The 22,504-nt window shown below is 56.0% G+C and carries 19 protein-coding genes and 1 tRNA gene (1 of these 20 running past the window's edge); 2 read left to right on the forward strand and 18 right to left on the reverse strand.

Annotated elements, in window-relative coordinates; translation table 11 throughout:
* From tsaD to secA, 9 genes are all read right to left on the reverse strand, one after another.
* Window positions 1–941: the 5' portion of a tRNA (adenosine(37)-N6)-threonylcarbamoyltransferase complex transferase subunit TsaD gene (gene tsaD, locus HW273_RS10450; protein WP_179012136.1), read on the reverse strand. 97 nt of this gene lie to the left of the window's left edge; the window shows 941 of its 1,038 coding nt (coding positions 1–941); its start codon is at window positions 939–941; the stop codon falls past the left edge of the window.
* Complete coding sequence (locus tag HW273_RS10455; RefSeq protein WP_179012138.1) at window positions 925–1,863, reverse strand: ribonuclease Z; 939 nt, start codon at window positions 1,861–1,863, stop codon at window positions 925–927. Before HW273_RS10455 ends, tsaD begins: the two co-directional genes overlap by 17 nt.
* A 98-nt stretch (window positions 1,864–1,961) precedes the next feature.
* Window positions 1,962–2,387 carry a ribosomal protein S18-alanine N-acetyltransferase gene (gene rimI, locus HW273_RS10460; RefSeq protein ID WP_179012140.1) on the reverse strand — a complete coding sequence of 142 codons (426 nt, stop codon included), beginning with the start codon at window positions 2,385–2,387 and terminating at the stop codon, window positions 1,962–1,964.
* Window positions 2,388–2,530: 143 nt separating this feature from the next.
* Window positions 2,531–3,340, reverse strand: a complete 810-nt coding sequence (gene tsaB / locus HW273_RS10465; protein ID WP_179012142.1) for a tRNA (adenosine(37)-N6)-threonylcarbamoyltransferase complex dimerization subunit type 1 TsaB — start codon at window positions 3,338–3,340, stop codon at window positions 2,531–2,533.
* 30 nt (window positions 3,341–3,370) lie between these two features.
* Complete coding sequence (gene tsaE, locus HW273_RS10470; RefSeq protein WP_179012144.1) at window positions 3,371–3,826, reverse strand: tRNA (adenosine(37)-N6)-threonylcarbamoyltransferase complex ATPase subunit type 1 TsaE; 456 nt, start codon at window positions 3,824–3,826, stop codon at window positions 3,371–3,373.
* Window positions 3,827–4,063: 237 nt separating this feature from the next.
* Window positions 4,064–5,317, reverse strand: a complete 1,254-nt coding sequence (locus tag HW273_RS10475; protein ID WP_179012146.1) for a homoserine dehydrogenase — start codon at window positions 5,315–5,317, stop codon at window positions 4,064–4,066.
* 23 nt (window positions 5,318–5,340) lie between these two features.
* Entirely contained in the window at window positions 5,341–5,814 is a 474-nt protein-coding gene (locus HW273_RS10480) for an ACT domain-containing protein (RefSeq protein WP_179012148.1), read from the reverse strand.
* Window positions 5,814–6,950: a peptide chain release factor 2 gene (gene prfB, locus HW273_RS10485; protein ID WP_179012150.1), complete on the reverse strand. Its 1,137-nt coding sequence runs from the start codon at window positions 6,948–6,950 to the stop codon at window positions 5,814–5,816. The genes HW273_RS10480 and prfB overlap by 1 nt, the downstream gene beginning before the upstream one ends.
* Before the next feature lies 1 nt (window position 6,951).
* Complete coding sequence (gene secA / locus HW273_RS10490; RefSeq protein WP_179012152.1) at window positions 6,952–9,561, reverse strand: preprotein translocase subunit SecA; 2,610 nt, start codon at window positions 9,559–9,561, stop codon at window positions 6,952–6,954.
* Between the two features lie 299 nt (window positions 9,562–9,860).
* Here secA and hpf point away from each other — a divergent pair, with 299 nt between their 5' ends.
* A complete protein-coding gene (gene hpf / locus HW273_RS10495) occupies window positions 9,861–10,391 on the forward strand; it encodes a ribosome hibernation-promoting factor, HPF/YfiA family (RefSeq protein WP_179012154.1) in 531 nt (176 codons plus the stop codon).
* Window positions 10,392–10,482: 91 nt separating this feature from the next.
* Here hpf and HW273_RS10500 read toward each other — a convergent pair whose 3' ends face one another.
* From HW273_RS10500 to HW273_RS10540, 9 genes are all read right to left on the reverse strand, one after another.
* Complete coding sequence (locus tag HW273_RS10500; RefSeq protein ID WP_179012156.1) at window positions 10,483–11,199, reverse strand: SDR family NAD(P)-dependent oxidoreductase; 717 nt, start codon at window positions 11,197–11,199, stop codon at window positions 10,483–10,485.
* Window positions 11,200–11,315: 116 nt separating this feature from the next.
* A tRNA-Pro gene (locus HW273_RS10505) sits at window positions 11,316–11,390 on the reverse strand.
* Between the two features lie 127 nt (window positions 11,391–11,517).
* Window positions 11,518–13,041 (reverse strand): isopeptide-forming domain-containing fimbrial protein, encoded by a 1,524-nt coding sequence (locus tag HW273_RS10510; protein WP_179012158.1) that lies wholly within the window; start codon window positions 13,039–13,041, stop codon window positions 11,518–11,520.
* The gene (locus tag HW273_RS10515) at window positions 13,028–17,110 is read right to left on the reverse strand and encodes a Cna B-type domain-containing protein (protein ID WP_179012161.1); all 4,083 of its coding nucleotides are present in this window, start codon (window positions 17,108–17,110) and stop codon (window positions 13,028–13,030) included. The genes HW273_RS10510 and HW273_RS10515 overlap by 14 nt, the downstream gene beginning before the upstream one ends.
* Window positions 17,111–17,128: 18 nt before the next feature.
* Window positions 17,129–18,010, reverse strand: a complete 882-nt coding sequence (locus HW273_RS10520) for a hypothetical protein (protein WP_179012163.1) — start codon at window positions 18,008–18,010, stop codon at window positions 17,129–17,131.
* Window positions 18,007–18,849: a hypothetical protein gene (locus HW273_RS10525; protein ID WP_179012165.1), complete on the reverse strand. Its 843-nt coding sequence runs from the start codon at window positions 18,847–18,849 to the stop codon at window positions 18,007–18,009. Before HW273_RS10525 ends, HW273_RS10520 begins: the two co-directional genes overlap by 4 nt.
* A 319-nt stretch (window positions 18,850–19,168) precedes the next feature.
* Window positions 19,169–20,128, reverse strand: a complete 960-nt coding sequence (locus HW273_RS10530) for a class C sortase (protein WP_207718945.1) — start codon at window positions 20,126–20,128, stop codon at window positions 19,169–19,171.
* A 14-nt stretch (window positions 20,129–20,142) separates the two neighbouring features.
* Window positions 20,143–21,345: a sensor histidine kinase gene (locus HW273_RS10535; protein ID WP_179012167.1), complete on the reverse strand. Its 1,203-nt coding sequence runs from the start codon at window positions 21,343–21,345 to the stop codon at window positions 20,143–20,145.
* Entirely contained in the window at window positions 21,338–22,018 is a 681-nt protein-coding gene (locus HW273_RS10540; protein ID WP_179012168.1) for a response regulator transcription factor, read from the reverse strand. The genes HW273_RS10535 and HW273_RS10540 overlap by 8 nt, the downstream gene beginning before the upstream one ends.
* A 298-nt stretch (window positions 22,019–22,316) precedes the next feature.
* On the opposite strand from HW273_RS10540, the gene HW273_RS10545 reads away from it, so the two are divergent.
* The gene (locus HW273_RS10545; protein WP_179012170.1) at window positions 22,317–22,475 is read left to right on the forward strand and encodes a CD1871A family CXXC motif-containing protein; all 159 of its coding nucleotides are present in this window, start codon (window positions 22,317–22,319) and stop codon (window positions 22,473–22,475) included.
* Window positions 22,476–22,504: the final 29 nt, after the last annotated feature.

The raw sequence follows: 22,504 nt of genomic DNA on the forward strand, positions 1-22,504 counted from the left end.
GCCGCATTATCCGTACAGAGCACCGGACTCGGACGGAAGAAACGTATCCCGTTTTCCGCGCACGCCTCCTCCATTTCTCTCCGTAGCCAAGAGTTGGAGGCGACACCGCCCGCGATAGCAAGGCTTCGGCAGCCTCGCTCTCTGCAAAGCCTGATCGCACGGCTCACGAGCGCATCCGTCACCGCCTTCTGGAAAGAAGCGCAGAGATCCGCCACCCGGATCTCCGCACCTGTCATGTTCGCCTTGTTGATATAATTCAACACCGAGGATTTCAGCCCGGAGAAGGTGAAGTCATACGGACTCCCCTCCACCTCGCCTCTCGGGAAATGAATCGCCGCCGGATCTCCCTCTCTCGCTGCCTTATCCACCTTCGGTCCTCCCGGATAACCAAGCCCGACCGCGCGCGCCACCTTGTCAAAGGCTTCGCCCGCCGCATCGTCCCGGGTTCTGCCGACAATCTCAAACTCTCCATAGTCCTTCACAAGCACGAGATGCGTATGTCCTCCCGATACCACAAGGCAGACAAACGGCGGCCGCAGCTCCGGATTCTCCACGAAGTTCGCCGCGATATGTCCCTCGATATGATGTACGCCAAGCAGCGGCTTGTCTAACGCATAGGCAAGTGCCTTCGCCTCGGCAACGCCCACCAGAAGCGCGCCCACCAGCCCCGGCCCATAGGTTACCGCGATCGCGTCGATCTCCGCGAAGCCGCAGCCCGCCTCCCTGAGCGCGAGCCGGATCACCTCGTCGATCTTCTCGAGATGCTTCCGGGACGCGATCTCCGGAACCACTCCGCCATACTCCGTGTGAATCGCGATCTGCGAGGAGATCACATTGGACAGCACCTCCCGTCCATTCCGCACCACCGCCGCCGCCGTCTCGTCGCAGCTCGACTCGATCGCCAGAATCGTAACCTTCTCTTCTCTATTTCTCTCTTCCATCCTGCCCCTCTGCCTGCGTCTCCTCGAAGCGCAGCTCCCGCGTCCAGCCGTCCCGTGCAAATTTCACCGGGAAAATCCGCCGGATTTCTTCCTTGTATTGCTCCGGCCGCATCTCAGAGGGGGAATAGTGGGTAAACCACATCTCCCGCGGCTGCGCCTTCGCCCCGAGCTCCGCCGCCTCCTGCATCATCATGTGACGGTTCCTGCGGGCATTCTCCTGCTTCTCCCGTTCACCGTACATTCCCTCGCAGATGAAGAGATCGACATCCCGCGCCATTTCCGCAATGATCGGCACCGGTCTGCTGTCCGTACAATAGCAGACCGAGATTCCGCGCCGCTCTGCTCCCATTACCATGTCCGGCGTATAAACATTTCCCTTATCCGTGACCGTTTCTCCATGCTGCAAACGGTTCCAGCAGTACACCGGGATCCCCTGTGCCCTTGCCCGTTCCGCATCGAAGAGCCCCAGCCGTCGAATGGAGACTCTATACCCATAACAGATAATCTTGTGATTCAGCTTAAATGCATCAATGATATAGGGCCCCAGCATAAAGCGTTCTGTCGGCTCCGTAAACTCATGATAAAGAATAGGGAAAGGAAGCTCCGGTGCGATCACACGAAGCCCGTCCACCACTCTCCGAAGTCCCTTCGGTCCGAGGATATGAAGCGGCTCTGTCCGCTCCGCATTTCCCATATTCAGAAGCATCCCCGGCAGTCCGGAAATGTGATCCGCGTGATAATGCGTGAAGCAGATAAAATCGATCGGATTCGGTGACCAGCCCTTCTCCTTCATCGCGATCTGCGTTCCCTCTCCGCAGTCGATCAGCAGATTACTGCCGCTCGAGCGGAGCATCAGGCTCGTCAGCCAGCGATTCGGAAGCGGCATCATACCGCCGGTTCCCAGCAAACAAACATCTAACATACTGTTCCCTCTGTGTCTGCAATATTACTGTATAAGTCCCCCAAGCAGCAAGCACGTGACTACCCGTATCCGCACGGACAGGCACATATTTACCGGATTTATGAAAGCGAAAGCCGCAGCACCGCAGCATCCTCGGTCGGATCGCTGTAGTAAGCGCGGCGGATATACTGCTCTGCAAAGCCCTTCTTCCGGTAGAGCTCCCGTGCCGCTCGATTGCCGACGCGAACCTCCAGGAAAATGCTGCTGCCGGAGCGCAGTCGTGTATCCTCTATCATTCGATCCATCAGGCAGCTCCCCAATCCCTTCCCTCGGAACGCCTCTGCAATGCAGATCTCCTGCACCTCCGCCTCCGGCCCGAGACAGCGAAGCAGAGAAAAGCCTGCGAAGCGCCCCCGTACCCGGATCACATAGGGATAGTCATAGCGGCTCTCGATAGCATGGAGAAAATCCCGTTCCTTCCACGCCATCGCACCGAAGCTCTTTATCGAGAGCTGCAGCACCTCCAGGATATCCGCCTCCGTCATTTCCTGTATTTTACTATATAAGTCCCTGTCAGGCGGCATGGGAACGCCATGCTTGCATGAGCGGACATTCCCGGCATCCGACAGGACAGCAGGTATGCAGGACTTATAGGATTGATGGTGCGGAAGCTTTTCGCATAGGATTTTCATAGACTCTCTTCATTTTCATAGCCGCTGCGCCCGCCGATCCGGTAATTTCGCGGCAAGCTCCTGTCCAGGGTACGCTCCGCGCTGTCGGCATTGTTCTGATGCAGCATATCGAACTCCCGAAGTCCCTGCCGTTCTCTCTCCCGTTCCGCCTGCGGCTTCCGCACATAGCTGAGTGTGAAGTCCCCGCTTTCCACTGTTTTTCCGCGCTCAAGCATTCGCTCGCCGAGGAGGGCAATGGAGCCCGCCCGCTGCAGCAGGTTCCCGGCGGATGCGAAGCTGTGCTCCGCAGTCATGTTCGACTCGATATATGCCCGGTAGACCGCCACGCCGTCTCCCAGAAAGAGGTGCTTTCCCCCCTCTCTGTTCAGCCGCGCTACCAGCTCCTCGATCGAAACCGCCTCTTCTTCGCCCCGCAGCACTCCCCCGAGATATTCCGCCGTATAGACCTGATGCCGGCGTGCATCCATGATCGGATGCACGAACCGCTCCGACTCCGCCACGTTCCGGCAGAGCCCCTCCAGCGTACTCACCGCCGCCATCGGAATGCCATAGGCAAGCGCAATCCCCTTTCCGCTCGCCGCACCGATCCGAAGTCCCGTAAAAGAGCCGGGCCCCGCGCTGACAGCAACGAGCGAAAGCGCCTCACAGCGTCTCCCGCAGCGAGCAAACAGTTCCTGTATCATCGGAAGCAGCGTCTCCGAATGCGTCAGCCCGATATTCGTGCTGTATTCTCCCAGCAGCACCCCATCCTCTGCCAGCGCACAGCTCGCCGTACGCCCGGAGGAATCGATTCCCAAAGTCAGCATGATTATCCTTTCTCCTGTCAAAGCGAAGTATCAGCTCCGCTCTTCCCGCGCCGCGCCGGTTTTCCCTCTCTCCAGAAGCTCGATCCGCCGGTAATCAAATCCCTTCTCCGGCTCCTTCGTAATGCGGAGCCAGTCTGCCTCTTCCGGAATCAGCCCTGCAACCCGCTCCGGCCATTCGATCACGCACACGCCCTTCCCGTAGAAATAGTCCTCATAGCCGATTTCCAGAAGCTCCGATTCCTCCCCCAGCCGATACATATCGAAGTGGTAAAGCGGCAGTCTGCCCTCATACTCCTTCACGATCGTGAAGGTCGGAGAATTTACATAATCCGAAACCCCCAGCCCGTGGGCGAAGCCCTGCGTAAATACCGTCTTGCCGACTCCCAGATCCCCGTCCAGACAGAGGACACTCCCCGCAACCGCTTCCCGTCCCAGCCTTTCTCCCAACGCGAAGGTTTCCTTCGCGGAATTCGTTTCGTATACCATTTCTCCTGTCCTCCGCAGCAGAGTCCCCGTGCCGAAAGTTTCGGTGCCGTCAATCTTATAAGTCCTGCGCGGCGTTCCGCACGCTTTTTAGGCATCACGCCCTTTGACACGTAGCTTTTTCGATTTCATCAGCATCTCCCTGACAGGGGGACTTATACAGTAAGAGGCGAAGCTGAACCGGAGCGGTTCCGAACCTCGCCTCTTTGACTATTCTGCCGTTCAGCACCTTTTCCGTCCTTATGCCTCGGTCTCGGATCGACGCGCCCGCATGAAGTGGAAAATCCGCCTGCCGGTTTTCGCCTCAAACTCCTTATGGTTTTCGAGGAAATCAGACTCGAACATCAGATCCGTCAGAATGCCGAACTCGTCACTCCTGCCGTCCAGCAGCACCGGCTGAAATGCAGCGCCCGTATCGAGGAAAAGCTCCCGGATATCCGACTCGATCCCCTCCGGCATTCCCTCAATCCGGATCAGATAGCGGAAGGCATTGCTGCCCATCGGCTCAATTTCAATCATCCGCTCCGACCAGCCGATCCCCTGGAAATGCTGCTTGTGCCGAACTGCCGCAATGATATCTGAAACCACTGCCGATGCCGTCGGAAGCTTCCCCGCCCCCATCCCGTAGAGCATTGTCGTGCCGAGACAGTTCCCGACAATGCGGATGCCGTTAAAGACACCGTCCACCGGATAAAGAGGGTCTGCCCGATCGATCAGAAGGGGCGCGACATAGGCGAAATACCTGTCCTCCACCTCCTGCACGGAACCCAGCAGGCGAATGTTCATATTCAGTTTTTCCGCATACATAAAGTCAATAGCGGAGACATTGCGGATCCCCTCGGTATAGATATCCTCATGACGGCAGCGGTTGCCGGACGCCATGGACAGAAGGATCGCAGTCTTTCTGGAGGTGTCGAAGCCGTCGATATCCGCGCTTGGGTCGCGCTCCGCATAGCCGAGACGCTGCGCCTCCTTCAGTGTGTCTGCGAAGCTGCTGCCATCCTCCCGCATCCGTGTCAGAATGTAATTGGTCGTCCCGTTCAGAATCCCCGTAATCTCTGTCAGCTTCTCTCCGGCATAGTTATGATAGATCGTGCGGATGACCGGAATCCCGCCGCCCACAGCAGCCTCAAAATAGAAGTTGCAGTTATGCTCTCTCGCAGTGAGAATCAGCTTCGAGCCGCAGGCATCAACCACAGCCTTGTTGGAGCTGATCACATGCTTTCCCTTTTCCAGGCAGCGCTTGATGAATTCATACGCAGGATGGATGCCCCCCATGGTCTCTACCACCAGTTCGACCTCCGGATCATTCTCGATCACAGAAAAATCATGAATCAGCTTTTCCTGATGCTCCGGAATCTCCTCCCGAAGATCCAACACATATTTCAGCTCGATCGCTTCCCCAACCTTTCTGACGATCTGATCCTGATTGATCCTGAGAACCTCCGCTACGCCGGAACCGATGACTCCATAGCCCATGATCGCTGCTTTCATACCTCTTCTCCTGTCCCTTATCCTTATCCTTGTGCACTCGTCCCGCTCAGCCTGCTCTCCTGCGCGAGGATCTTCACATACTGCACATGCTCCATGGCCTCAATCTCACGAATCATTCCCGAAATGTCCTTGGTCTCGCTGCTGATCTCCGCAGAAACCGTCAGCGTCGCAACATTATTCACGGGAATAGACTGGTGGATCGTCAGAATATTCGCCTCATATGCTGCCATCTTCGAGCAAACCCTGGATATCCCTCCCAGCTCGTCGATCATCTGTATCACCAGTGTCACTGTCTTCCCCTTGGAATTGTCATAGAAGGGAAGAATATCATCCTTGTATTTGTAGTAGGAGGAGCGGGAAATCCCCGCCTGCTCCGTCGCATCGGCAATGCTCAGCTTCTCCGCGCTCTGCAGCAGTCGTTTCACCTCCACGACTCTCCGGAGTACCTCCGGCAGTGCATTCGCGCGCACCACATAGTAATCCGACTCCTGTGTCATCAGTCGCCACCCTGCACCTTGCGATCCGGACAGCCGAGCTGCATCCATTTCAGATAGGCGGTAATGAAGCGGTCAATGTCGCCGTCCAGCACCGCGTCGGTATTGCCTGTCTCCTCTCCGGAGCGGAGATCCTTGACCATGCGGTAGGGCTGAAGGACATAGGAACGGATCTGGGAGCCCCAGCCGTTCTCCTTGACCTCGCCGCGGATCCCTGCGAGCTTCTCCTCCTGCTCCTGCTTCTCCTTCATGAAGAGCTTCGCCTTCAGCATCTGCATCGCCTTCTCACGGTTCTGGATCTGAGAACGCTCCTCCTGGCACGCCGCCACGAAGCCGGTCGGAATGTGGATCAGCCGGACGGCAGAGGAGGTCTTGTTAATATGCTGCCCGCCTGCGCCGGAGGAACGGAACACCTCCATCTTGATATCCTCGTCACGGATCTCAATGTCGATATCCGTGTCGATATCCGGCATAACATCACAGGAAACAAAGGAGGTCTGCCGCTTACTCTGCGCGTTGAAGGGAGAAATCCGCACGAGACGATGAATCCCCATTTCCGAACGAAGATAGCCGTAGGCATAGTCACCGTCGATCTCGATCGTCACCGACTTGATGCCCGCCTCATCTCCCTCCAGATAATCCAGCACCTTGACCGTATAGCCGTGCCGCTCCGCCCATCTGGTATACATACGATAAAGCATCCCCGCCCAGTCATTGGACTCGGTGCCGCCCGCGCCCGCATTGAGACGCAGGATCGCATTCATATTATCGTACTCGCCGGACAGCAGCAGCTTCGTGCTCATCGCATCGAGTGTCTCCGAGAACGCCGCGAGCTCCTCCCGCACCTCTGTGACGAGCCCTGCATCCTCCTCCTCCTGCCCCATCTCGATCAGCGCCTCGATGTCCTCATAGGACTGCACGAGCCTCCGGTAGCCCTCGACATCATCCTTCAGATGCCGCGCCTCCGTGGAAAGCCGGTTCGCTTTCTCGGCGTCTGTCCAGAAATCCGGCTCCTCCATCATTCGATCCAGCTCGACGATCCGCTTCTCTTTGTTTTCCAGATCAAGAGACTCCCCGAGATGACGGAGTGGCTCCTTTTTCTGCCCCAGCTCATATTTAAACTGATCAAACTCTATCATATCAAAGCTCCTTTGCCGGCTGCTGCGCCAGTCTCTCGAAGAGCTCCGCGCCGTGACAGTTCTTGAATTTCTTGCCGGAGCCGCACGGACAGGGATCGTTCGGATAGACCTTCCGTGCCTGTCGTCTCACCGGCTTCTTCGCCGCGCTCTCATCCCGGTTCGTACCGGTCGGCTTCGCCACCTGCTCCCGCTCGACCTTCTGCTCGATCTTGATGTGGTAGAGCACGCGGATCGTCTCCTCCTGTATGGCTCTCGTCATCTCCTGAAACATCTCATAGCCCGTGATCTTGTACTCGACCAGCGGATCCTTCTGCCCGTATGCCTGCAGACCGATGCCGTCACGCAGCAGATCCATATCATCTATATGGCTCATCCACTTCTGGTCGATCACACGAAGCAGCATGACGCGCTCTACCTCCCGCATCTGCTCCGGATTCGGAAACTCTGCCTCCTTCCGCTCATACAGACGGATCGCCTCTTCCTTCAGCATCTGCCGGAACTCGCTCTTCGTCATCGTCTCATACTGCTCCTCGGTAAGCTGCAGCTTCGGGAGCGGAATGATGGACATCAGCGTATCGTTAAGCCCGCTCAGATCCCAGTCCTTCGCGGTCTGCTCCTCCGCGATGTTGGCATCCACATAGTTGTCCACCGTATCAGTGATAAACTTGATGATGAGCGGGCGCATATTGTCGCCCTCCAGCACCTTTTCGCGCTCTCCGTAGATGACGTCTCTCTGCTCGTTATTCACCTCATCATACTTCAGCAGGTTCTCACGGATGCCGTAGTTATTGAGCTCGATTTTCTCCTGTGCACGTTCGATGGCATTGGAAAGCATCTTGTGATGAATCTGCTCCCCGTCCGGGACGCGCAGCATTTCAAACATCCCCATCAACCGCTCTGAGCCGAAGAGACGCATCAGATCGTCCTCAAGGGAAATGTAGAACTGCGACTGTCCGACATCGCCCTGCCGTCCGGAACGTCCGCGAAGCTGGTTGTCGATACGACGGGACTCGTGCCGCTCCGTACCGATGATATGCAGCCCGCCCGCCGCCTTCGCCTCCTCATCGAGCTTGATATCGGTGCCGCGCCCTGCCATGTTCGTCGCGATCGTCACCGCACCGTGTGTGCCCGCATCCGCGATGATCGCCGCCTCCTGCTCATGGAACTTCGCGTTCAGCACATTGTGTTTGATGCCGCGCTTCTTCAGCATGGAGGACAGCATCTCCGAGGTCTCGATCGCGATCGTGCCGACGAGCACCGGCGCACCTGTCTCATGGATCCGCTCAATCTCATCCACGACCGCTCTGAACTTCTCCTTCTTTGACTTGTATACCGCATCATCCAGATCGATTCGCTGAATCGGACGATTGGTCGGGATCTGAATGACATCCATGGAATAGATGTTCCGGAACTCCTTCTCCTCGGTCTGCGCCGTACCGGTCATGCCGGATTTCTTCTCAAACTTATTGAAGAAATTCTGGAAGGTGATCGTCGCGAGCGTTCTGGACTCACGCTTCACATTGACATGCTCCTTCGCCTCGATCGCCTGATGCAGTCCGTCGGAATAACGGCGTCCCGGCATGATCCGTCCGGTAAACTCGTCGACAATCAGAATCTCGTCATCCTTTACGACATAGTCCTTATCCCTGTGCATCAGATTATTGGCGCGCAGCGCCAGAATGATATTGTGCTGGATCTCGAGATTCTCCGCATCCGCGAGATTCTCGATATGGAAGTACTTCTCAACCTTTTCCACGCCCTGCTGGGTGAGGTTTACCGTCTTCTCCTTTTCATTGACAATAAAGTCTCCGCTCTCCTCGATCTCCTCACCGAGGATCGCATTGATCTTCGAGAACTCCGCGGATTCCTCTCCTCTCTCGAGCTGCCGTGCCAGAACATCACAGACCTCGTAGAGCTTCGTGGACTTGCCGGACTGTCCGGAGATGATAAGCGGTGTTCTCGCCTCATCGATCAGGATCGAGTCGATCTCATCGATGATGCAGTAATGCAGCCCGCGCAGTACCTGCTGGTTCTTGTAGATCGCCATATTGTCACGGAGATAGTCGAAGCCGAGCTCATTGTTCGTCACATAGGTGATATCACAGCGGTATGCCGCCTGTCTCTGCTCTGCGCTCATTTCATTGAGAATCACGCCGACGCTCAGCCCCAGAAACTCATGAACCTTCCCCATCCACTCCGCGTCACGCTTCGCGAGGTAATCATTGACCGTGACAATATGGCAGCCCTTTCCCTCCAGCGCGTTGAGATACGCCGGACAGGTGGAAACCAGCGTCTTTCCCTCTCCGGTACGCATCTCCGCAATGCGCCCCTGATGCAGCACCACGCCGCCGATCAGCTGTACCGGATAATGCTGCATCCCGAGAACTCTTTTGGAGGCCTCCCGCACCGTCGCGAACGCCTCCGGCAGGAGATCATCCAGTGTTTCGCCGTTCGCGAGCCGTTCCTTGAACTTCGGGGTCTGCCCCCGGAGCTCCGCATCGGACATCGCCGTCATCTGCTGATCCAGCGAAAGAATCTCATCGATCCTCGGCTGGATCAGCTTCAGCTCCCGCTCCGAATGAGTTCCGAATATTCTCTCAAAAAGATTCATTGAGTATTGCTCCTTTATCCTGATTCTGCCTCGACCAGGCAAATGATACACTTACGGTTATAACTTGTAAAGTCTACCACTAAGCCCACGGTAATTCAAGGCGGAATCCCCCGCAGGACACAAACATTTCATCCTTTCACAGAAATTTCAGAATTGCGGCGGCGGAATTAAAAGATTATTTTATTTTCCGCACATTTATTTATGGAGAAATTTTTCAAAAAGTGCTATACTGTATTCATCACAAAGGAGAGTCACGGAGCGCTGCTTCGAAACCGCTCTCCGAGGAAGGAGTATCTTTTATGAGATTCAGTATCACAGGCAGAACGATTACCGTAACCGATGGCTTACGCAATATGGTGGAGAAAAAGCTGGGAAAGCTGGACAAGTTCTTCAAAGCGGATACCCTCTGCAATGTCACTCTTTCCACTCAGAAGGATATGCAGAAGATCGAGGTGACGATCCCGGTAAAGGGCACCGTGATCCGCGCCGAGCAGGAAACGACGGATATGTATCAGTCCATCGATCTCGTGGAGGATCTCATCGAGCGCCAAATCCGCAGATACAGGAAAAAGCTCATCGACCGGAAGCAGAGCGTACATGCTTTCACGGACGACTTCCTCTCCGATACCGAGGAGCCGGAGGAGCCGGAAATCCGCATCGTTCGCACGAAGCAGTTTGACCTGAAGCCGATGACCGCAGAGGAGGCCTGCCTCCAGATGGAGCTGGTCGGACACAGTTTCTTCGTATTTCAGGATGGAGATACCGGCAAGGTTCATGTCGTATACAAGAGAAAGGGCAATACCTACGGGCTGATCGCGCCGGAGATATGAGGAAAGAAGCAACAGAGGGGCTGCCGGCGGCAGCCCCTTTTTTTCGATCGCATACCGCCGCGTAATGACAGTCAAAAGAAGAAGGAGGAGCCTAGATCCAGCCGCCGTCGAATTGTATCACCTGCCCTGTAAGATAATGGGGACTCTTCAGAAGAAGCATGGCAAATTCTGCCGCCTCAGATACAGACGCCATCCGTCCGAACGGAATCTCCTCATTCAGTGCGGCACGCTCCTCCTCCCCCATCCAGCTGTTCATATCCGTATCCACAGCGCCGAGCGCAATCGCGTTGACCGGAATGCGGCTCGGCGCGAGCTCCCTGCCCAGCGCCCGCGTGAAGGCATTGACACCGCCCTTCGTCATGGAATAGACCGACTCCATTGAAGCGCCGCAGATACCCCAAACCGAGGAAATGTTCAGGATGCGCCCGTTCCCGCTGCGAAGCAGATAGGGAATCAATGCACGACAGAGGCGAAACATCGAAAGAAGATTCGCCTCCATGAGCTCCATGAGTTCTCCGTCCGTAACCTCCTGTGCGAGCTGAAAACGGGAAATCCCGCCATTATTTACAAGAAGAAGCTCTTCTTGAGAAACAGCGCTTCCACCCAGATACCGCTCCAGCAGCTCCCCGGAGATTTTCCCGTGGATCGGGATGCACGACGTCTTCGCCGAAAGCTCCGCCGCGGCATGATCCAGCAGCTCGAAACGCGAGCGGCAGTTAATAAGCAGTCGGTAGCCCTCTCCCGCGAGCCGTTCCGCGATCGCTCTGCCGACTCCCCTCGAGGCGCCTGTAACAATGGCTGTTTTCATGCTGTCCCCCTCTCTGTCCCATGCTTCGGCTCAGCTGAACTGTTACGCTATATGCGATAAATCTGCTATCAGAAAAGAGCGATCCTTTCGGAATCGCTCTTTTCTTTTTCTCATCCTCGAGGTGACAAGATTCGAACTTGCGACCCCCTGTTCCCAAAACAGGTGCTCTAGCCAAACTGAGCCACACCTCGCTTCGTACGCACCGTACGACCTATGTATCTTACACAGAATCAGAAAAAAAGTCAAGGAGAAGGCATGGGCGCCCCCTATATGGACAGCCCGCCTTCTCCCCTCTATTTCCGTATTCCTGCCGCAGATTTATGCCTCTCTGCGTCTCTTCACTACCACTGCCGCGCCGGCAAGGATCACCAGCAGCGCGCCGGCTGCGTAGAGCACGGTGGTACCCATACCGCCGGTCGAGGGCAGCGTGATACCCTGCTTGTTTACGACTACGATTTCGTCAACCTCTGCGCTATCCTTCGTGATCGTAATATCCGTATGTGCCGTCGTCTCACTGTCCTCTGTGTGGGTCGCACGGATCACAACCGTGATCGGCGCAGTCAGAGAATTAAAGCCGGCGGGCGTCGTCGTCTCCCGAAGGTAGTAGGTTCCGGCATCCAGCCCCTGAATGTTGAAGGTTCCGTCGCTGCCGGAGCGCATCTCCACACCGGACTCACCGGAGGCTGCCGGCTTGTAAGCGCCGTCCTTCCGGATCAGCTTCACCTCGTCGGCAAACTGCGCGTCGCCCTCCTTCGATGCATCATAGCTCTTATAGAGCCGGAACCCTGCCTCCTGAAGCGCGGCTCCGTTCTCGGTATCCCGAACCTTCTTGTTCTTCAGCTCATAGCTGAACGCCCAGACCGTGTCCTCCTTGGTCTTTCCCTTCCCCTCTCCATTGGGGTTGTTGGAGAACTCCAGATCCACGGTGTTCTTATTGTCGTCATGGTTTCCGATCACTGCGCTGTCATTCAGATGCGCACTGTAGGTTACGCCGATCTTCAGCTCCTGCTCTCCCCCATTTACATAGCTTCTTGCGTCCGGAATGGTCAGCGTCCACTCCTTAGCCGTCATATTTTCTGTCGCAGTCGTGGTGTAGGCAGAGGCCGCAATCGAAACCCCGTTGACCTCCACGCTGTCGATCCGCTCGAAGCTGATGCCTGCGGACATTACATCATGGAAGGTAAGCTGATACGCGTCCTTGTAGTCCTTGATCTTCGCGTCCGCCGGTACCGTCGCGGTGAGGCGGAACTGGAAGCTCTCGTTCAGATTGTGGTCTGCAGTCTCCCCCCAGCCGGCTGCCACTCCGTTGTCCGCATTGTCATAGATTTCCTTATCTACCGTAGGGATGTCCGTCTTTCTTTTGATTTCGATATTCTCCGATACTGCAACCACATAGAGGTTCCGCGCGTCGTTTGCTTTGTCAAGCGCCGTCGTATCCTGAATGAGATAGTAGCCGGGAGCCACCTTCACCTCCGTATCTCCTGCGGCAAGGCTCGCAAACGGCGTCCCTGTGAGATTTACCAAGGGAAGGATGCTGTCCAGCTTCTCCCTGTCGCTCTTATTCTCCAGTGCAGTCAGTTTCGTCAGCGTATCCTCCGGAACCGCCGTTCCTGCCGTGTTTCCGGATGCGGTATTCTGTCCGTACTTGATATCGGAGAACTTACCGTCGCTGTACGTTCCCGTAAATATCTGGAAAACAGCATACTGATGGCTGTCTCCGCTCAGCTTCCTGATGGTGAACTCGCTCACCGCAGAGCTCGTCTCCGCAAGTGCTGTCATGGATATGCCGAGCAGCATTGCCAGCGCCAGCAGGACACTCGTGATCTTTCTAAATCCTTTCATCTCTCTTTCCTTTCTCCTTGCCTTCCTGTTTCTTTTTATAACAAAGGGCCGCTCCCGCAAGCAGTATCCACATGCTTCCGAGGAAATACAGCCTCTTGGTACCGATTCCGCCGGTTTCCGGCAGGGTGTAAACAGTGTCTTCTGTCGCCTGATTCGTTATGACGATCAATCCGCTCTGCACCGCTCCCTGACTGTATGTCGTCAGAAACCCCTCCGGCACGTCCAGCTCCTCTACAGAATAAAAATATGGATTTCCGTCCTTATCCGAAGCCTCCAGCTGATCGAAGACCATACTCCACGCCTTCCCGGTATTGTTCTTTGCCGGATTCCTGTAGATGGTATAGGTTCCTATCAGCTTCGGCGGTGCCGGTCCCTCTCCGTCTGTCACCTTGATGTCTCCAAGCTCCGCCGCGTTCCAGTCTCCCGCCGGCGGATCCCCGGATCCCAGATGCCGCACCGTAAGATGAATATCCGAGTGGATCTCCTGAAGCTGTACCGTAAATCCATCCGGCTTTCTTCCCTGTTTGTCGTACTGCAGTTTGACCCGCTGCTTCGGCTCACCGTCGATGGATATATCTGCCTTCTCCCCGTCCTTCATGGCGACCTCGAAGTTGATGCCCCAACTAAGCACGGCACGCAGGTTTAAGCTCGCCCCGTCAGACACCACGATGGGTGCGTAGTTCTTTCTCTGAAAAGCATACTGATCTGACGATGTCAGCGATGAGCCTGTGGACTCTATAAATACCGTATGGTTCGCTGCGTTCTTCCGCTGATAGAGCTTGAAGCTTACCGAGTCCGGCGTCTTTTCCAGCGTGCTGCCGTCTTTTTTCATCCATTGCTTCTCGACGGTAAGCATCGCTTCGTTCTCGACGGTATATACCTCGCCGCCCTTCAGATAGCGAAGCTTCGCCTGAACTTCTCTAAGCGCCTCGGAATCGATGCCGCCCGTCGCCTTCTCCCATGCGGCACTATCCTCCTCGTCGCCCTTCACGATGAAATAATGATATTTCTCACCAATGCGGTAGCCCGCCGGCGCCTTCGTCTCTTCCAGACGATACAGCACATCCCTCTTCAGGCTCTTCTCTCGGCTCAGATCCCAGATCTTCTCCTTATCGACGGTAAATCCATCCGCATCAAGGACATCCGCGGATGTGAACGCCTGTGCCGAAGCATCATAGCTTTCGAGGCGGAATACCGCGCCGCTGAGCTGCTGCCGGAAGTTCTGGCTGTCCACCTTCTGCAGGCGAATGACATCCTTGTTCGCCGACGCGCCCGAGCTGATCTCCTTCAGATTGATCCTGCTTTCACTGGAGTAGCCGCCGGAAAGTGTCGCCTTGTTGGAGATCTCGTCGTCATTTGTCAGCGACCGGGAGGTCTCATAGCTGTACTTCAGCACGCAGGCAATGCTGTTGGGGAGCGTCACCTGCAGTATGCGCTTGCCGCTCTCCGCGTCCTCCTGATAGGTATAGCGGAAGCGCGCATCCTGGATTTCCTCTCCTACACCGTCCTCCCGGGATCCGTCATAGCGGAAGAGCTTCACAGAGCCCGGAATCAGCTTCGGATCGATCCGTGCCAGTGAGGACTGTCCCCACCTCACAGCCTGCGTGATCTCATCCACCAGCGTAATCGTATCCTGCGTCCCAAGCTTTTCGCCCTTCGCATTGATCAGGAGCTTGTAATCGAGCTGCGCTCTGTACTGCTCCTTCCCATCTACGATCTCCCGAAGCTGTACGCCCTCCTTTCTGATCTTCGGATAATCCCGCGTCACCGTGGTTTCCTGATGCACCGGACCCATCCCGCCGCGGCTCGTCCACTCCACGGTATTCCGGAAGACCTTCGTCTCCTTCGCTTCCTTCCAGCCGCGCAGGAGATTTACATTATAATAGATATGAATGATCGGCTTCTCCGGATCCAGCTTGTAGTTTCTGATCCGGATCGTGAAGCTCCTCCCATCCTCCGCAGTATTTACCATGAAGGTATCCGCATCGTTCAGATCGATCCCCGCATCCGAAAGCGTGGAATATTTCCCGTCCACAGTGGACAGGAAGTACGCCCTCACGGAATCCTCCACCAGCGTCATGCCCTCCGGCAGGCTGTCCCGAAGCACAATGTCCCTGCCTTCGTCCGCGGCAGTGGTGGAAAGGGTCAGGCGGTAATTCAGGAGCTTTTCCGCCCCGAGGCTCTCGAAGGAATAGCTCTCCTCCCCGCTGCTGAAATTATTTTCCCATGTCCGCTTGACCTCCTTCCTGAGTCCGCCGTCGGAAACGAAATATCGGTTATGCGCCGTACTTTCCGTGCCGCCTGCTATAGCGGTGTTCTTCACCTCCCAGCTTTCCCCGGTGCCTCCCACAGAAATATCCTGCACCGTGCTGTATTCTCCCAGCTCCAGACGACTGGCGGCGAGACTCTTCCCGTCCTTTCTGCCGATCCGGATGGTGAAGCGCTTCACCCGTTCCGCCGCAGCGATATCCCGGTTTTGAAGGTCTGTGATCTCTCTCCCCTCTGCATCATAAAATTTGATTTCTACATGATACTCCGCTGCCAGAGGATCTGTCCCGGACAATAGCCGAACCCTCGTCCCCGAGCTGTCCCGCAGGGTAAGCGTCAGGTTCTTCCGAAGCTGCTCGCTGAGCACGGCGGCATTGCCGAAATGCGCCTGCTCCTCCGGCGAATGTCCCTGGCTCCACGCCTCCTTGATCGTATCCTCGAACAGCAGCTCCTTCACCTCTGTCTTCGGAAGCTCTGTCACGGCGGCAGACCACTTCGGGAAGATATATTTCCCGCCTGTGCCGGTCTCCGGCTTCTCATAGCCTAACGCCTGCTTCTCCACATTCCACCGCCCCGGGGCTTCGTCGCCGCTTACCGAAGCGGAATGCTGCTCGTGATCCACCTCCGCGCTGTTGTCTGCCGTGAAATACTCTCCCGGCTGCAGGGGCGGCGCTGTGGTGTCGTATTCGAAAAGATAAGAGCTTTTCAGCTCCCGCCCCGTGGGGAAGGTATATCGGATCTCATTCTTTTCCGCATCATAGCTGTATGTCCCCGTCTCTGCAAGCTTGATTTCTCTGGCGGGATCCGACCACCACTCGTTTCCGTCCTTATAGAGCCGTACGCTCCCCGGAACGATGCGGTTATAGCTCTCCCCCTTGTAGGGGAGCAGCGCCGGCGCATCCCGGAAGGTCCAGCCTGATACATCCCGGCTTGCATCCGGATTTACCACGACCTTCCAATGGATCAGCTTATTCTTATTATCATATTCCCCGCTTTTCCTGCCCTTCTGAGAGACCGTCTTCTTCGTGGTGATCGGCGTACGCGTCTCTGACTCTCGCTTCCCACCGCCGTCCCAGCCGGCGGAAGCCCTGTTGACCGCAGCGGTATCCTCCTTTTCCGTGTACTTCGCGAGATCCCCGTCCACCAAAACCTGATAGGAAATCTCGTAGCGCTCTCCCTTTCCGAGCGGCTCCAGTCCCGACAGACGGAAGCTGCCGTCCGCCGTGAGCTGTAGTGCCTCTCCCGGGAGAGAAACTGCAGTCTTATTGCCCTGTGCGTCGAGCTTCTCGACGAGGAAGCTGCCCGGCTTCATCTGAAACCGGTAAGCGCCCTCCGGCTGACTCTTTATCGTATCTGTAAGCGAGATCGGCTTCCCCGGCTCCGTGCCGCGGCTCGTACCGACGGTGATGCGGTAGCGAAGCTCCCGTTCCCCCGTCTTTTCTCCTTTCTTGTCGATATACATATCGTAGGATGCCGCGATGTTGGTGATGCGGATCTTCCCCTCCTTGGTATCGAAAACGATCTCCCCGTTCTCATCCGCCTTATCAAGGTTCGCCCGCGCCTTTATCCAGAATTCACTGAGGACATCCCCTTGCTCGCCGAGGAAGTCTGCACTGGTATAATCCAGCCGGACAGTTCCATCCTGTGAGATCGTATATTTGCCGATCTTCTGCTCGGTTCCGTCCGGAAGCCTCCGTGTAATCTCTCCTGCAATCTCCTGCTCTATCCCCACCGCGCCGGGGAGCTGGTAAATATAGCTGGTTTTTTCCCGCAGCTTCTCCGCAGGGATCCTCCACTTCATGGAAAGCGCGATGCTGTCTCAGTGCCGGATCGGATTCTCCGGCGTTACCGGCTTCCACGCTGCATCACTCGGTCCCTTCCGCTCGAAGCGGATATCGTCCTTTCCGAGATAGTCCTTCAGATTCTCCGGCTTCTGCTCCGCTCCATCTGCCCCTGCTCCGCGCACTGCGATCAGGGAAGTAATGAAGTCTTCCGGAAAAGACAGCTCGTCTCCAAGCTCGGAGAGAAGATCCATCTCCTCCCACTCAGAGGATGCTGCTTCAGCGTGTCCCGACACAGAACGCGGGGTAATGCCGGACTCCTCTCTGCTCCCTGTCTCCGCAGGAAGCTCGCTGGAGCTGGCGATCTCTTTCTCTCCGTCTATATTGCTGGGGGATGCCTTCTCCTCCCGAGACCGAAGCTCACTCTCCGAGGCTCTCCGAGGAAGGACATCCTCTCCCTCTATACGCACAAGCAGAAAAGAGCTTTCCGTTTCCTTCAGCCTCTTTTCTCTCAGAGCAAGCTCTGCCGCATCCTCCAGCTCCGTAAGCTCCTCCGCGGTAAGCTCCTCCTCATCCTCGAAGGAAATCGGAGCATTGCTAATGGAAACGCCCTCCACCGCGAGAAGCCGCCGCGCCTCCTCTCCGTCGAGCTCTCCTCTGCCGTACCGCTCCAGAATCGCATTGACCCGCTCGTCTCCGCTGAGGGCGGCGTCATCCCCCTCTGTCCCGTATATTACTTCCGAGAAGAACGCCTCCGCTGCTCCGGTTCTTTCCGCCGCGGAGAGAAGCATACTGCCTGTTACAACAAAAATCAGGGTATACGCAAGAAAGGGGCGCACCTGCTGCCGTAGAAGCGTGCGCAGCCCCCGGAGCAGGTCGCCGTGCCTGTATTCCGTTTTTCTCCGATTCTTATCCTTCATTCTCTCTCTTTCTCTTTCTTCTTTCCCTTACCGCGTACGAAAGCTACGCTCCAGACGGAAAGCCCTATTCCTGCACAAACCGTAAGCAGCAGAAACACTGCTCCCCTGCTCTCATCTCCCGTGGCAATCCCTCTGACTGCGCCCAGTACCCGCTGCGCTGCCTGCCTGACCGGCTCCCGGAGTGCGCCGAGCACATTCCCCGGATCCTGCGGAACCGGCGGAATCTCCGGTTCCGCAGGAGGCGTCGGAACCGTTTCCGGCGGCGTCGGGGAGGTCTCCGGCGGATTCGGACGGTTCGGCTCCGACGGCGTATCATCCTCCACCTTCCCGCGCAGAACGATATCGTAGGAAACGGTAATCGTCCCGTCCTGCCCTACGGCAGCGGCGGGAACCGAAAACAGACTCGGATTCGAGGAAAAATACCGCCAATTCGCATAATCCAAAAGATAGATTCCCTCCGGAAGCGTCTGCCCAAATGCCGCTCTCCCCTCTCTATCCGAAATCGTTCTGTCCAGGGCGGCAATGCCGCGGCTTCTCTCCTCATTCCTAAGACGCAGGGAAAACGCCCGAAGCTGCTCCGCATTGAGGGTTTGAAGCGCGGAAAGCTGCTCCGCGCTGACAATCGGACTGAAAGCAGAGGAAACCGTAAAATCTCCGGAAGCCTCCCGGAGCGCAACCTGATAGAGGGACAGCTCCATACCGGAAATCGCCCTTCCATTCCGATCCTGAAGCCCCTCTACCCTGAGTCTCCCCTCCTCCGCGAAAGCAGATACGGCGAGAAGCCCCGAAAGCACCAGCGTGAACGCGAGCGCACAAAATTTTCTAAACAATACTCTCATACCTATGCTCTTATCTCATTAAAGTTCATTAAAGTTCATCAAAATGCATCAAAAATATTCATCATACGTTATTTCCTGTCGAACTATATACCTCTATAATTTGTTATAGCCTATTTCGTCAGATAATTCCACTATTTATTTTTTTATGTCCTGTCTTTGTTTTCTAGTTACTTCCGGTTCCTCCCGTCTCTATTCCCTTTCCTATCGAAATATTTCGCACAATTCATATATTACGCAGCAATTTTCATAGCTTTGTCGAGTACTTCTGAAAAAAAAGCGGTATATTATAATTTTTTCTTATTCAGACAGTCAAAAACATTTATTTTCTTCTCCTCTTCACAGGGGCCAGCAGCGCACCGCCGATCACCAGTACAGCGAAGCCTGCAAAGGCAAGCGGCATCCAATCCGGAATCTCTCTGCCGCTCTGCGCCGTCTCCGGCGTGTCATCCGCGGTATCCTCCGCCATTCCCCCGCCGTCCGACGCCGCCTCCGGAAGACGATCCACCCGGTGCCCCCGAATCAGCATTCGATGCGAATTGATCCCATAGGGCGTGCAGGTCACCAGCGTGCAGTAATCTTCTCCCTCTGTGATCCGGATGTCCTCGATTTCCGAGGGCAGCACCACCGTCACCTGATCCACCTGGTAATACAGCTCCCGATTCAGAACCGTCAATATAAATCCGTCTCCCGCCATAAGCTCATCCAGACGGGTAAACAGCTTGGCACTGGGGAGCCCGCGATGCCCGCTGATGACTGCATGCGTGCTTTTCCCGCCCACCGGAAGAGAGCTCCCGGGGATATGCCCGATCGCAGTTTGCAGCACCGTCTCATCCGTGCCATGGTAAATCGGCAGACGGACGTCTATCTTCGGCACAGTCACATAGCCCATGATTCCGTTCCCGCTGGGATCCAGCAGCCCATTGTATTCCGCAAGCTCCTCCGCCGTAGGCCGGAAACGATCCGGCTTCCGGAGAAGCGCCGCATTGTAGCGCTCCGCCGCCGCGAACATGGCATCATAGTCCTCCGGCTCCAGCGTCTCCACTCTCTTCGTATAGCCTGCGATCGCCTGCGATTGGTGCAGCGCATTCAGCCGCTCGCTGACGGTCGGGTAGAGCAGCATCCCTACTCCTGCGGCGAGCGTTAAGAGGATAAAGCCGGTGGCGAGCCTCGAGACGAGTGATGCGCCCCTCCCCGATCTGGCTTTCTTCCCCGCTGCGTCCGGCGTGCCGTCCGCCTCCCTCCGCTTGTCTTTTCTGTCTTTCCTCTCTCTGTCTCTCAAGTGTTCCTCACCTTTCAGAATCCGTTCTGCCGAAAACGCCCGTCATTTCTTCTTCCCTCACGCCCCCGCCTGCCGCCGTTTCCTTTGAGCAGAAGCTCCATCTGCGTCCCCTGCTCCGTGCTCTTCCGCACCCGCACAGCTCCGCCATGCTGCTGCGCGATCTCCTTCACCAGTGCGAGTCCCAGCCCTGAGCCGCCCATCTCACGGCTTCGGGACTTATCCACTCTGAAAAACGGCTCAAAGATCTGCTCCCAGTCCGCTCTGTCGATGCCCGTTCCGGTATCCGAAATGAGGACACTCGCAAATTCCTCATCCTCCTTCACCTCGATCGATACCTCCCCGCCCGGACGATTGTACTTGATCGCATTTTCAACCAGATTATAAATCGCCCTGTAGACCAAGGTATCATTGCCTGTGATCTCCGCGCTGCCGGGCTTCTGTATGAGACGGATATCTCTTTTATTTGCAACCGCCGTCAGGTCGCAGACCACCTCCTCCGCCATCTCGGACAGCCGGATCGTATCTCCCTTCTCCGCTGCCTGCAGCTCCGTCATTTCCAGAAGGATATCTATGACCTGCGACAGGCGGTTGGTCTGTGCCCGTATCATGCCGAGCAGCTCCCGATATTCCTCAATTTCCGGCGCGTCGCTCTTTTCAAAGACCTCCAGCCTCGTGCGCATGACTGCCAGAGGAGTGCGCAGCTCGTGCGCGGCATTGGCGGAAAACTGCCTCTGCGCGGAAAGCGTATCGCCGAGCCGTTTCAGCATCGCATTGAACGCATCGGTCAGCTGCACAATCTCTGCAGAGCTGCCGTCCGAAGCGACGAGCCTCCTCAGGTTTTTCGCCTGAATATCCTCGATCTGCCTCCCCAGCCGACGCAGCGGCTGCAGCGAGCTGCCTATGATGAAGTACATCATGGCGCTGCTGACCAGCGTGATAATCAGCGTAATCAGCAGACTCTTCGTCCAGAATTCCGTCTGCGTGCTCTGAATCATATCGGAGAGTACTGCCTTCGGATCCAGATGCACCTCGAAATCGCCGGTGAAATTCTCCGGCAGCTCGACAGAGGGGAGGATGGCGATCGCCGAATCCTCAATTTCTCCCATATACAGCAGGGCGGACTTGCTGATGAAATAGCTGAGCAGAAGGCAGGACACGATTACCATCAGCGCCGTGACTGCCGTAAGTCTCCATTGGAGGGAAAGCCGCCTATTCATTCGTATTTGCTCCTATCATATACCCCTGTCCGATGCGGTTCGTGATGGGGTCATAGCCCAGTGCCGTCCGCAACTTCTTGCGAAGCGCTGAGATATGTACGCGGATCGAATTGCTGAAGCTGTCGACGCTTCCGTCCCATACATGCTGGATGAGCTCCTCCTGACTCAGCGGCTGCTCCGGATGCAGCATCAGATATTCCAGAAGCCCGAATTCCTTTCGGGTCAGGGACAGCTCCGTGCCGCGTGCGGATACCGTGCGTGCCTTCGTATCGAGCGAAAGCTCCCCGCACGAGAGGATGAGATTATTCTGGATGACACGCCTTCTGGTAAGGCTGCGCACGCGCGCCTCCAGCTCCTCGAAGTGAAAGGGCTTGCAGAGGTAGTCGTTCGCCCCGCTGTCCAGACCGTCGATCTTGTCCCGAAGCTGTCCCCGTGCGGAAAGGATCAGCACGCTGGTTTCCGCGTCCTCCTTACGAAAATTCCGAAGCACCTCCATGCCATCCATCCCCGGGAGGTTCAGATCCAGTATAATGAGATCATAGCTCTCTGTCAGCGCCGTATCCAACGCGGTATTTCCGTCAAAGCAGGTATCCACCTCATATCCGTCCAACCGCAGCCCCTTGGCAACGGTTTCGCAAAGCGTCTTCTCATCTTCAACTACCAATATCCTCATAACCGGTTCACGCTCCCTTCGTAAATTCTGCCGGAAAATTTTTCCTGTTTCTATCCCGATGCCCGTCCTATCGAACGCAGGGCTTTGATTTATTATACAGGAATAAGATTTTTTTAGAAGAGTCAAATCAACACTCCCTTAACAAAAATTTTATGCCGGATCTGCTATATTTCGTTATCGTTCCGGTAAGTCATCCGCGATTCGCTGAACAGAAACGACGGAGCGGAGGCCAAATGCAATTCCGACGAACTGCGCATACGAAGGCCCGCCGGAAAAGTATAAAAAGGAGGCAGACAAAATGAATTTCTCAGACAAGCTTCGGAGGAAGCGTCTCGCCCAGACAGCGCTGTTGGCGGCATCTGCCGTCTTCGTATGTATCGGCGCATACCGCGGAGAGGTCGAGACGGTATTCAGCAAGGCGATCCGCCTATGCTTAGAATGTGTCGGGATCGGATAGGAATCAAATGAAAAAGAACAGAATAAGCT

This window comes from Oribacterium sp. oral taxon 102 (genome assembly GCF_013394775.1).
Classification (GTDB): Bacteria; Bacillota; Clostridia; order Lachnospirales; family Lachnospiraceae; genus Oribacterium.